The organism is Ochrovirga pacifica, from assembly GCF_000220525.1.
Lineage (GTDB): Bacteria > Bacteroidota > Bacteroidia > Flavobacteriales > Flavobacteriaceae > Ochrovirga > Ochrovirga pacifica.
Genome location: NZ_AFPK01000036.1, coordinates 38,629 through 51,367 on the forward strand (window position 1 = coordinate 38,629; position 12,739 = coordinate 51,367).

Genomic DNA, 12,739 nt, shown 5'->3' on the forward strand with positions numbered 1-12,739 from the left:
TTTGTTAATTTCCTAAATTGTAGACCAAACTAATTCCTGCGTTTATAGATTGATTTGGATACAGGGTAGAAATGGCATAGTTGGTTACATTTTGATCGTAATACAATGATGCTGTAAAATTACGACTTAAATTGTAATCTGCTGCAACTTTAACTCCTAATAAATTTTGTCCTCCTACTGGCTGATTAGAACTTGCATCAACACTTCTTACAAAAGTCTCATCGGTTCTGTAGCTAATGTCTGCTTTTATATTTATGTCTCCTTGCAAGACTCTTAATTTTCTAAAAAATCGTGTTCTAAGTTTAACATCTTTAATTCTGTAACCAAGTCCAAAAATGTACTCACTTCCTACCATTTCTGACAGGGTAATGTTGTTTAAATTTAGCGAAAGCGTTCTGCTTGTGTTTACAGTTCCTCTAAAGGTTAAAGAGTTTTTTAGTTTTACATCTAGCTTAATTAAAGGAGAAAAAGCATCAATAAGTGTAACTCCAGAGTATATTAAATCAGATTGAAAAGGGTTGCTTGTATCAGAATTTAAATTGGTAGAATAATTATTAATTGCAAAAGACGAGTTGTAACCATGTGTTACTGTAAAGTTAGAAAAACGCTCTTTAAAAAACTTCAATCGCATTAAGCCTTTGTATGTTAGCTGCCAATTAGGAACAGGAATGTTTTTAAAAATACTTTTGTTTTCTACTTCGTTACCGCTATAAGCTGCCAAGAAAGATTGAATTAAAACTTCTTGACTATTTAACGCTTGCGACAACGTTCCTTCTCCGTTGTCTACTAGGCTTTGGTAATTGGGGTGTATGCTTCCTACCACTTTTTGTCTATTTTCTAAAAAGGTAGTAAACAAAGCTTCGGGTTGTTTTCCTACTGCAGTTTTAAATAGCGAATATGAAATGCTAAAGTTTCCAAAATCGTTACGTTGTGTTGGCGACAACACCTCTTCGCCTCCTACTTGCTGATTTACAACTTGCATCTGCCTATTACGACTATAACTTCTGTCTGCAGTTAACTGAATGTTTAGATCTTTTATTGGCTTTAGTGTTAGACTATAATCTAAAGTGGTAATCTGATTTTGATTGTAAATTCTGTTGTAAGTTACATCAGGATCTACCGAATCCCCTGTACCAATAAACCATCCATTTAAAATGGCATTTCTTACTATATTTTTTTGCTGACCAAATACAAATCCCAAACTTGGAGCATATCCTCCTCCAAAATTATCCCTTCCTAAAAACCCTATTTCTGGTGTATATCCGTTTAGGGTACTATTGGTGTTACGTACATAACTTACTCGTCCTTGTTTTACAGAGGTTAGCAAATCGTAAATTACATCTTTTACCGAAGTCTTTTTAGAAGATTTTAATCGATCGTTTTTAGAGCTAAACAATTTCTTTAAGCCTATTTCACTATACAGTTTAGAAAAACTTAAACTTCCTGTAAGGTTGTGTGTATTTCCGTTGCTAATGGCATTTCCTACTCGTTCTACAAAATCTGGTGAGGCTGCTTGCCAATTAAAATTACCAGTGTACGAATAATCTGCATTTACAAAACTTAAAAACGGAAGCTTATGAATAGGCAATTTATAAGTGGCCGTTAAATTCTGACTGTATTGACTGGGTCTTCCTATTTCAAAAAAGTTAGAATACAATCCTATCTCATCCAATGCAGCTTCTTGCTCGTCTGTGTTTATATTACGTTCAAAAGCATCATACACATAACTATTGTTGGCATTAAAAGTTAGGTTGATGGCATTAGACAATTGATAACCTATTCTATAATCCCAATTAAACATAAAGTTACGTTGCTTTAGCGTTGGCAATTCAATTCCTTCATTCTCTAACAAATCGCGCGTTCTAAACTCGTTATAAGTCCTGTTAATATTGCTATTAATACTAATGTCCGATGGTAGCAAATTAAAATTAAAATCTTTTAAAATAGCCAGTTTTTTGTTTTTAAAAAGCTTAGATTTCTTAAAAGGCTCTACTTCTATTTGTTTAAATTTATAAGTATAATTTGCCGATGCTTTTACACTTTGCATAAGATCTTTTTCTACCACATAGCTTTCATTAATTGCATCGCTATAGCTATAGGAAACACTAAAATTTTCAATGTCATAAGGTTGTGGTTTTCGTAATGTGCTTGTCGATCTTTCTTTTTTTACATTGATAAAACTAATTCCCCTACGCTTGTTTTTTATTTCAATATTTTGGGTATCTACTCCCTGACTTTTGGCATCTTCTACTTTTACATCTTCATATCTAGGATCAAATTTTGGCGTTCTTATTTCTTCAGACACCGTGTAGTTTACAGGAATTTTAACATTCCATTTTTTTGGCAATAGCTGCCCTGCATTTACGCTTGTATTTACGCTATAACTTTTTATTTCTTCTTGACTTCTTTCATTTACCGTTTGGTCTATATTTCCAAAACCTACTGATTGGTATCCTCCTGTTGCAGATACTTTTGCAAAATCTGCAATAGTTGCATCGGCAGCCACTGTTGTTGCCCATCCTCCTTGATTATCAAAACCAGCCATTCTAAGTTCGTTGAACCAAACTTCGGCAGATTTTTGAATAACGTCTGCATTTTTAATTCCTAAAAATACAGTTCTTACATTCGATAAATTTGGATTTCCTTTTACTCTAATTATATTCGTGTTATCTGTTACAATACTTGATGTATATATTTCCGAAGCCGAGAATTTAGCTTGATCTCTTTGTAACTTAGCACTTACCAATTTGCTTAACGCAATGTCTAAATTATTTTCTTCTGGCCAGACAGCTGTTGGGCTTAAGGTATTGTTTGTTCCTAAGTTGTTTACTTTGGTAACTTTTAACGGAATTTCTATCTGATAAAAGTTATCGTTTGTATCTGATCCTAACCTTATTATAGCCACCAAGTCTTTATCGCTAATGGTGTTTAGCTGCAACTCCTCTGCGTGTATAAACATCTTTAAACGTTTAAACATACGCATATCTACATTTACATTTTTATAAACCCCAACAGTGTGGTTTTCTTGTAGTTTATCAACTGTAACGGTTAACGATTGCTCGTTTTGTTGCAATACGTTAGATGTTCCTTGCAAACGTTCTCTAGTAATTGTAGGAGGCAACGTATAGTTAATTGGCACACGATTTTCATTCTCTTCAAAGTTTACCGTTCCTGTTTCTACAATATTTTCACTGGCTTCGTTAGGTCTATCATAAATTAAATCGTTATTGTCTATAATTTGATCGTAAATTCTCCAATCTCCTCGTACCATTTGCAAATCTGCAAAACGTAAGTTGATGGGAATTTCAAAATCGGTTAAGAACATACGCATAAATCTAATAGATTGAAAGCTGTTTATGTTACCAATAGCTTCTCCATCAGAAATAGGAACTCTAAACAAATACCATTTAAAACTTTCTTGTCTTCCGTTGTCTAATGTTACGGTAGTGGTGCGTTCATCAATTATATAGTTGTTGGTGGTTTTGCTTAAATTTGCTTGAGACAAATCAATTTTATACTGCCAATATGCATCTAGCGTATTCATGGTTTGGTCTCTATCGGCATCTTCAACATCCGGATTGTTGGTTGCTGAAATAGGATAATCTTCGTTATTTAGTCCAGCAGTTGGCGAGTTTCCTTGTGGATTGTTGTAGTTTTTATATCGGGTTAAAATAGAAGCGTTTTGAGCATCTAAATTACTTCCTCTAAAAAACTGATAGTTGTCCGATGATGGATCTTCTAAGGCAGCGACTTCAGGAAATCTTTCTCGTTCTCTATCGTCATTCATCCCATCCAAACCTACATCTTGATTTCTTCTTGCGGCATCACCCGAACCAAAGGCATATAACAAAGATTTTTCTGTAGGAATGTCTGCCAGGTTTGTGGTTTCTATGGCATTTTGGTCTCCGTCTTCTGGCAAACCGTTTTCAAAAGATTTTCTACTATCTTTTAACACATCCTCCGAAATGCTTCCTAAATTAAAATACAAACTTCCTTTTTGGTTCGTTGGATTTGGATTTTCTACAATGGCTTCGTTATTGTTAATGCTGTAGTGCTCGTACGGGTCTTGCAACCAAAACTCTATATATTGTATGTTAGATCTTTGAAAATCTGTGGTAATTAAACCTCGTGTAATTCCTGCCCAATTCTCGGCTGGATTTTGTATTTTTTTAGGGTTTGTTGCATCCGAAATAGATTGGTAGTTGTAAGGACCGCGTTCGTTAGGATAATACGTCATATCAAAAGTACGGATGGTATTTCTTTGGGTAACGTCTAAATTTCTTTCTGGGTATAGTTCTCCGTTTTCTACTTGTCTTACTTCTGCTCTAGACAGCTCTTCTGAATTGATGTTTCCTGGTTTTAATGAAGAGTTGCTATAGAACAATTGATCGATATTGTACCACGCCAATTTGGCTCTTTTTTTTCCCGAGTCTGTACTATTGCTGCTTTCTGCTCCAAAAGAATTTCCATCAAAAGAAACGGGAACACTGGCCAAAGACCAATCTTGCGATATTCCTATGTTGATGGGAATTTGAGCACCTTCAAAATCATCTATATAAGTGGTTGCTTCTCCTCCAATATCTATGCTTGATGGAGTTCCTGGTTTTAAATAAGCAATGTCTCCCCTAACCGATATGGTAGACGGTGCATCTGTATCTATATTGGGCAAATAATTTACCATGTCTGTTAAAAAAGGAACTTCTCCGCTGTAGCTTAAATTCATTCCGTACATAGAGTTGTTAATGGGATCCTGTCCTAACTGAACTTTGTTGGTAATGGGTCTTTCTTTAATGTTTAGGTAGGTTGCTCCTAAGACAAACTTATCGCTAAACTTGTGCTCTACATCCAATCCTAAAAAGGTTTTTTGCTGTTGATTAAAAAACGAGTTGTTTTCTAAAGAAACATTAATTGCTTGCCCCGATGACTCTATAGATGGATTGATAATTCTAACACGTCCTGCCACATAATCTACCGTATAATCTATTCCTTCTACCAGCTGAATTCCTCCTGCTGTTACCGTAACAGATCCTCTTGGTACATTAAATGCACCCAATGGAATTCCGTCATCACCACTAGAGGTGTACAAACCTGTTACAAAAAATTTATCCTTATTTTGATAATCATTCTCTGCAACAGAAGCAGTAGTGGTATACATTTCATTAAAAGGATATTTATTTCGATCTTCTGCAATTGTTAATTGTGCTTGCAGGTCTCGTCCAAACGGCTCTATAGATGGGAAAATGATTGTTCCGTTGGTAGAATTTACTGTGAGTCCTTCAATAAAATCAAAAAAACCATCTCCTTTTTGATAGGTTGTTCCTCCATCCGTTGTATAAGTTCTGGTTTGATTACTATTTACATCCAATCGGTCTAAGCGAGTAATGTTTAAGAGTGTTCTTTTTTTTATTTCATCATCTTTGGCTTTTAGTAAGTTGTTAGTAGCTTGTCCTGTAGCATCTTCTCTATACAACAAACTCATTCTAAAACCGTCTCTATCTAAATTATATGCACCAATATTGTAAACGTTTTTCATCATTAAATCCCAAACTTTTTCTTGGGTGTTAATAAGTTGTGGCCTTACTAATTTTACTACAATATTTTCATTACTAGCAATACCATCGGTAGACAATTCTCCTACTCTGTATACTTGTCCGTTTTGTATATATTCAAATGCAACGGCTAATACATCTCCGTCGTTTAGGCGAGAATTTAAAGATATATATCCTAGTTGCGTATGAAATGTATACTCATCGGCTCTTAACTTTCTGGCGTTTTCTAGAATGGTATATTCGCTTCCTTTGTTAAAACTGGCTAAAGTATTGTCTACATCTTGCACCCTTCTTAGTTGCGTTTTGTCTGTTCCGATGTATTGATTTAAGGAGTTGACTTTATTATCTGGCAACACATTAATTGCCGTAGGGTTGGTTGCAGTAACCTGATTGCTAGTAATGTTACTTTTGCTTGTGTCGTATTTGTCTTTTCCTGACTCTCCTAAATCTACCAAACCTACAATGTTTCTAACTTCTTCGGTATTGGTATTTCTATTGGTTACCCAAACTTCTAACTTAGTAATTTGTACATTAGAATTAATTAAAGGCAACTGAGCCAAAGCATCGTTGTAGGTGTTTCTAAAATATTGAGCTATAAAAAAGTGTCTGTTATTATCGTATTGTGTAGTTCTTAACTCAAACTCTGTTAAGGCAGATGCTCCTTCGGCCATAATATTTTTTGCCTGAGATTGTTGTTGAGAAAAAACTCCAGTAACAGTGGTAGCTCCAAATTGCAACTTGGCTTTTATCCCAAACAAACTTTGCGATCCGCTAATCAGATTGTTTTTAATATCCATGTTGATGTTTCCTACTTCTAATTTTTGAATCAAATCGTCTTCATTAGACTCAAAATCTAATTTTAATTGATTTTGAAAACTAAAAGTAGATTGGGTATCGTAGTTAATTTCAGCCGTTAATGCCTTTCCTACTTTTGCAGAAATACTTGCTCTAATTTGCTGATCGAAATTAGGTGTAAGGCTTCTTTGATTTTCTTCGGAAATCGTAGGATTTTCTACATTTTGATACAAAACCCCAAAATTTAAAGTTAAAGACCCTCTAGGAACTAATTTAATTTCTGTTCCGCCAAATAAAGTTTCAAAAAACTTACTGTTTACATACATTGTTGGTAGTAAGTCTTTTTGAGCCTCTTCCGAACCTTTTTTCTTTCCTTCTATAGCCGCTGTTTTATTCCTAAAGTAATTGTGAATATCTTGCTGTAATCTATATTTTTTGTATTCCTCTTCGGTATAGTACTTGGGTAAGGTAAAACTAGTTTGTCCAATACGTTCTCTAACAATATACCTACCAATACTAGGATCGTATTCTGTTGTTTTCTCTGTAGGATTCTTTAAATAAAGTGTACCGTCCTTCTTGTTGTCAAAAGAAAAACGAGGCTTACGAATAGAGTCTGTTTCCTTTTTTGTAGGCTCGGTGTTTTCTTGTCCGTATCCTGTAACTAAAACGAACAAAAACAAAATGAATATTTGAAAACTCTTATTCAAACTTTATGACTATAATTTTTTCAAAGCTAATTTTATCAATTCTTCCACGGATGCATTTGGTGTTTCTTTTAATAAAGCATTTACTACTTTTTCTGCTTGTCTTTTTATATATCCTAACACCTCTAATGCTGATAATGCTTCTTCTTTAACACTATTACTTTCTGCAATTACTTCGGCAGACAATCCGTATGTTTTTGCTACTTTGTCTTTTAACTCAAGAATAACTTTCTGAGCTGTTTTGGCTCCAATCCCTTTAACAGACTGTATCACCGATACATTTTCAGATACTAATGCATGTTGAATCTCGTCTGTGGTAAGAGATGACAATACAGTTCTTGCAATGCTCGGTCCAATGCCCGAAACTGAAATCAGCAATTTAAAAATTTCTCGTTCCAAAATAGACATAAACCCATATAAAGTATGTGCATCTTCTCTAACGATTAAATGCGTATAAATTGTAATAAGTTCTGAATCTGGGATTTGGGAAAAAGATGTTAATGAAATATGTAAAAAATAACCTACGCCATTGCATTCTACAATAGCATAGGTTGGATTTTTTTCTATAAGTTTTCCTCTTAAGTGTGTAATCATTTATGGTTATTGGTTTTGAGCATCGATGACTGCAACCGCAATAATGTTTACAATTTCGTCTACACTTGCTCCTAACTGTACCACATGTGCTGGTTTTTTTAATCCCATCAACAAGGGTCCAATAGAAGTTGCATCAGTCAATTCCTTAATCATTTTATAAGAAATGTTTGCTGCATCTAAACTAGGAAAAATAAATGTATTTGTCTCCTTTCCACACAATTCTGAGAAAGAAAATTCTTTTTCTAACAAATCATGATTCAGTGCAAAATCTGCCTGAATTGGTCCATCTACATTTAAATCTGGTCTTTGGGTTTTAATCACCTCTACAGCTTTTTCTACTTTGGCAACTCCAGCAGAAGGCACACCACCAAAATTGGTGTACGATAAAAACGCTATATGTGGTTCTATTGCAAATATTTTAGCCATTCCGCTTGTTAGCTCAGCAATGTTTGCAAGTGTTTCAGAATCAGGATCAATATTTACTGTAGTATCTGTAAAAATTAATGGTCCTTTTTCGGTAATCATAATATTGGCAGCCGCAATTCTTTTTACCTCATCTCTTTTACCAATCGTTTCAAAAATAGGTTTTACGGTAGATGGATAATTTCTAGAATACCCTGATACCATTGCATCTGCTTCTCCTTCATCAACCATCATGGCCGCAAAATAGTTACGCGTTACCATGTGTTTTTGAGCATCTAACAGACGAATTCCTTTGCGTTGGCGTTTTTTCCAATATTTTTCTGCATATTCATTTACTTTGTCAGTGTACTCATCACTTTGCGGATCGATAATTTCAACTTCTTTTTCAAAACCAATTTCTTCTTTTAGGGCTTTGATAAGCTCTACATTTCCTAACAAAATAGGAATAGCTATTCCCTCATCACTAGCAATTTGTGCTGCTTTTAGTACATTCATGTGCTCTCCTTCTGGAAAAACCACACGTTTTGGATCTTTTCTAGAACGGCTTACCAACATACGTTCAAATTTACTTCCTGCTCCCGAACGCTCCATCAATTCGTGCACATAGGCATCCCAATTGGTTATAGGTGCTTTGGCTACTCCACTATCCATTGCAGCTTTGGCAATTGCAGGTGGCAATTCGTAAATTAATCTTGGGTCAAAAGGTTTTGGTATGATGTATTCTCTACCATATTGAAGGTTTTTCTCTCCATAAACAATGTTTACTTGCTCTGGCACATTTTTTTTAGCCATATCTGCCAAGGCATTTACAGCAGCCATTTTCATTTCTTCGTTAATTGCTGTAGCTCTTACATCCAAAGCTCCTCTAAAAATAAATGGGAATCCTAAAACGTTGTTTACCTGATTAGGATAATCAGATCTACCTGTTGCCATAATCACATCATCTCTTGTTCCAACAGCCAAATCGTAGTCTATTTCTGGTACTGGGTTGGCCATGGCAAATACAATGGGGTTGGGAGCCATTGTTTTTAACATATCTGGAGTTAAGGCACCCGCAACCGACAACCCAATAAACACATCCGCTTCGTTAATAGCTTCTTCTAAAGTGGTAAAATCCGTAGTTACGGCAAACTCTTTCTTCTGTTCTGTCAGGTCTTCTCGCTTTGTAGAGATTACTCCTTTACTGTCGCACATGATAATATTTTGTGGCAACACCCCTAATGCTTTGTACAATTTTGTACAAGAAATAGCAGCTGCTCCAGCTCCGTTCACCACAACTCTTATAGCGGCCATTTCTTTTCCTGTTAATTCTACTGCATTTTTTAAAGCAGCAGCAGAAATAATAGCTGTACCATGCTGATCATCGTGCATTACAGGAATATCTAACTCTTCCTTTAATCTTCTTTCAATTTCAAAAGCTTCAGGAGCTTTAATATCTTCTAGATTGATTCCTCCAAACGTTGGAGCAATTGCCTTAACCGTTTCTATAAACTTGTCAACGTCTTTGGTGTCTACTTCAATATCAAATACATCGATATCTGCAAAAATTTTAAACAACAATCCTTTTCCTTCCATAACAGGTTTTCCTGCCAAAGGTCCAATATCTCCCAATCCTAAAACTGCTGTTCCATTAGAAATCACGGCAACCAAGTTTCCTTTAGAAGTGTATTTATAGGCATCTTCTGGATTTTTTTCTATCTGCAAACATGGAGTGGCTACACCAGGCGAATAAGCCAAAGCCAAATCTCTTTGTGTTGCGTATCTTTTGGTAGGCACTACCTTAATTTTTCCTGGTTGCGGAAACTGGTGGTAATGCAGTGCTTCTAGTTCTTTTTTAGTTAAGCTCATAATTTGATTTTTGGTATGACAAAGATAGCATTTGTATATAGACTGAAAATTTATGCTTGCTTTTTAAAGATTCTTCATTTTTTAGATACATATCAGAAAAACAGATGCAAAATATAGAATAATACTAAAAGATGCTTGCGATTTTTTTAGGGAATTTTAAAGGTTTTAGCCTTTTTGTTTTTATAAATCTGTCTTCTGGATTAAAATTTATGGAATTGATGTAAGAATTAGTTACTAAAGTTTTTGCTAAATATATATTTACATGTCTTAACACCAAATTGTTTTACTTTTCATTTTCTTATTTCTAAGCTAATGCTTAGTTTTGTAGATATACCATGGCAAGAAAAAAACAATACAACGAACAAGAAGTCATCGAAAAAGCAATGCATCTTTTTTGGAAGAATGGTTACGAGGCTACTTCGGTGCGCATGTTAGAAAAAGAGATGGGCATCAACCAGTTTTCTATGTATGCCAGCTTTAAAAATAAGCAAGGGGTTTTTTTAAAAAGTATTGAATGTTACAATCGCCAATTGCACAAAATCAAATCGAAGCTTGCAAACTCGCAAAATGGAGTTGCAGGCATACAGCAATATTTTTACGATTTTTTAGATTTTTCTCTAGAAGGAATCAGCTACAAAGGTTGCTTAGTAACCAATTCCATCAACGAAATAAAACCTACAGATGTCGAGATTTTAGAAGCCTTAAAAAGGTTTGCTAACGAAATTCGAAATTTGTTTGTAAGCAATCTAAAACAAGACGACTTAAAAAAGGAAGCAATCGTTCAAAAACAAGCGGATTATTTAATGAACAATTTATTAGGACTTTCATTAGCTTCTAAAGTTTTTGACAAAACACAATTGAACAACATGATAGAAATTACATTTTTACACCTGTAACTTTTTTTTACAACATAACTAAGCATTTGCTTAGTTATAAATTATAAATAGTATAACCCTTAAAATTAAACAAAAATGACAACTTTAAAAGTTCACGATTTAGACTCAGCACCTGAAGCAAGCAAACCCCTGATAGAAAAATCACAAAAAGCTTATGGAATGATTCCTGGATTGCACGGTGTGTTGGCAGGAGCTCCAAGCATTTTAGACGGATATCAAAAATTGCACGAACTGTTTACAAAGACTTCTTTTAACGAAGACGAATTGACTGTTGTTTGGCAAACCATTAATGTAGAACACGCATGTCATTACTGTGTACCAGCACATACAGGTATTGCAAAATCTATGAACGTTGACGATGATATTATAGAAGCGTTGCGTAACGAAACACCCTTGGCAGATGAAAAATTAGAAGCCTTGCGCACATTAACCCTAAAAATTGTAAGAAATCGCGGACATGTAAGTCAACAAGAATTGGAAGCATTTTACGCTGTTGGTTATGGTGAGCAACAGGTCTTAGAAATTATTTTAGGACTGTCTCAAAAGGTAATTAGCAATTATACCAACCATATTGCCAATACTCCAATAGATGCTCCATTCCAAAAATTTGCTTGGGAAAAACAAGCATAAAATAACAATACAAACAATTAAAACCCTACAGAAAATATTTTTTGTAGGGTTTGTTGCTTTCTTATAAAATGATAACAAATAGGCAATTTATAGCCTGTACCTTTGTGATACATAAACATTCACTTAATGAAAAAAGAATTACTTCCCTTAGCTTTAGGAGGACTTTCTATAGGAACTACGGAATTTGTGATGATGGGCTTGTTGCCCACCGTAGCAGAATATTTTGACATTAGCATCTCTCAAGCAGGAGGATTTATTTCTTTGTACGCTTTGGGTGTGGTCATAGGTGCACCCCTCATTGTATTTTTATCAGGAAGGTTTACACCAAAAAAAATTGTTTTAGGCTTGATGTCTCTTTTTACCTTTTTTCATATTCTAACGGCATTAAGCCCTAATGAAAATGTAATGTATTTGCTTCGATTTTTTTCTGGATTGCCTCATGGAGCTTTTTTTGGAGTCGGATCCATCATTGCAAGTAGATTGGCAAAAAAAGGAGAAGAAGCTAAAAATATATCGATGATGTTTGCGGGTTTAACTATAGCCAATTTGATTATGGTACCTTTAGGAACAGTCTTAGGACAAACTTTGTCCTGGCGAATTACATTAGGTATCGTAGCGGTTATAGGGCTTATTACAATGCTATCTTTGTATTATTGGTTGCCTAATTTACCTATTAAAAACCAAACCGATATCAAAGGAGAATTGTCCTTTTTTAAAACCAAAGAAGCTTGGATTATTACCTTAATGACCGCCATAGGTACAGGAGGAGGATTTGCTTGGTTGAGTTATATTGCTCCGTTAATGACTAAAGTAGCCCACATACCCAAAACCTACTTGATGGGCATTATGACTTTGATTGGCTTGGGCATGTTTGTAGGGAATATTTTAGGTGGAAGATTGGCAGATAAAGTTGCACCTATCAAAGCTTGTATGATTTTGTTTGGAGCCATAGCAATCAACTTAATGTTGGTGTTTTTGTTTGCTCACATCACTAGCATTGCCTTGATTTTATGTTTTACTGGAGGTGCTTGTTTTTTGGCTTTGGGGGCTCCCATACAGACTTTAATGATTAAAACTGCAGGAAAATCAGAGATGGTGGGGGCAGGAGTTTCCCAAGCTGCATTTAATGTAGGAAATTCACTAGGAGCTTTCTTAGGTGGTGCTATATTAACATTTGGTTTTGGATACACCTATCCTTCATTATTAGGTGTAATATTGGCCCTGATTGGTTTGCTGTTTACCTATTTTTTGTATCTATTAAACCAAAAAAGAAATTATAAAATCATTTAAATTATTCGTA

6 protein-coding genes are annotated in these 12,739 nt (G+C 34.8%); 3 read left to right on the forward strand and 3 right to left on the reverse strand.

Annotated features, from left to right (window positions below; genetic code table 11):
- Positions 1–4 precede the first annotated feature (4 nt).
- From sov to FS85_RS0107225, 3 genes are read right to left on the reverse strand one after another with little or no spacing between them, the layout of a single operon-like run.
- Complete coding sequence (gene sov / locus FS85_RS0107215; protein WP_050809627.1) at positions 5–7,018, reverse strand: T9SS outer membrane translocon Sov/SprA; 7,014 nt, start codon at positions 7,016–7,018, stop codon at positions 5–7.
- A gap of 42 nt (positions 7,019–7,060) precedes the next feature.
- Entirely contained in the window at positions 7,061–7,642 is a 582-nt protein-coding gene (ruvA, locus tag FS85_RS0107220; RefSeq protein ID WP_010135469.1) for a Holliday junction branch migration protein RuvA, read from the reverse strand.
- Between the two features lie 6 nt (positions 7,643–7,648).
- Positions 7,649–9,913, reverse strand: a complete 2,265-nt coding sequence (locus tag FS85_RS0107225) for an NADP-dependent malic enzyme (protein WP_010135470.1) — start codon at positions 9,911–9,913, stop codon at positions 7,649–7,651.
- 335 nt (positions 9,914–10,248) lie between these two features.
- Between FS85_RS0107225 and FS85_RS0107230 the strand changes: the two genes are divergently transcribed.
- The 3 genes from FS85_RS0107230 (at position 10,249) to FS85_RS0107240 (ending at position 12,729) form a co-directional block, all read left to right on the forward strand.
- Positions 10,249–10,809, forward strand: a complete 561-nt coding sequence (locus FS85_RS0107230; RefSeq protein ID WP_010135471.1) for a TetR/AcrR family transcriptional regulator — start codon at positions 10,249–10,251, stop codon at positions 10,807–10,809.
- A gap of 75 nt (positions 10,810–10,884) precedes the next feature.
- Complete coding sequence (locus FS85_RS0107235) at positions 10,885–11,439, forward strand: carboxymuconolactone decarboxylase family protein (RefSeq protein WP_010135472.1); 555 nt, start codon at positions 10,885–10,887, stop codon at positions 11,437–11,439.
- Positions 11,440–11,565: 126 nt separating this feature from the next.
- A complete protein-coding gene (locus FS85_RS0107240) occupies positions 11,566–12,729 on the forward strand; it encodes an MFS transporter (RefSeq protein ID WP_010135473.1) in 1,164 nt (387 codons plus the stop codon).
- Positions 12,730–12,739: the final 10 nt, after the last annotated feature.

What these genes read in the sequence shown, in the direction of transcription:
- ruvA (WP_010135469.1), bottom strand. Translation starts at nt 7,642, where the DNA reads ATGATTACACACTTAAGAGGAAAACTTATAGAAAAAAATCCAACCTAT.
- FS85_RS0107230 (WP_010135471.1), top strand. Translation starts at nt 10,249, where the DNA reads ATGGCAAGAAAAAAACAATACAACGAACAAGAAGTCATCGAAAAAGCA.
- FS85_RS0107240 (WP_010135473.1), top strand. Translation starts at nt 11,566, where the DNA reads ATGAAAAAAGAATTACTTCCCTTAGCTTTAGGAGGACTTTCTATAGGA.
- FS85_RS0107235 (WP_010135472.1), top strand. Translation starts at nt 10,885, where the DNA reads ATGACAACTTTAAAAGTTCACGATTTAGACTCAGCACCTGAAGCAAGC.
- FS85_RS0107225 (WP_010135470.1), bottom strand. Translation starts at nt 9,913, where the DNA reads ATGAGCTTAACTAAAAAAGAACTAGAAGCACTGCATTACCACCAGTTT.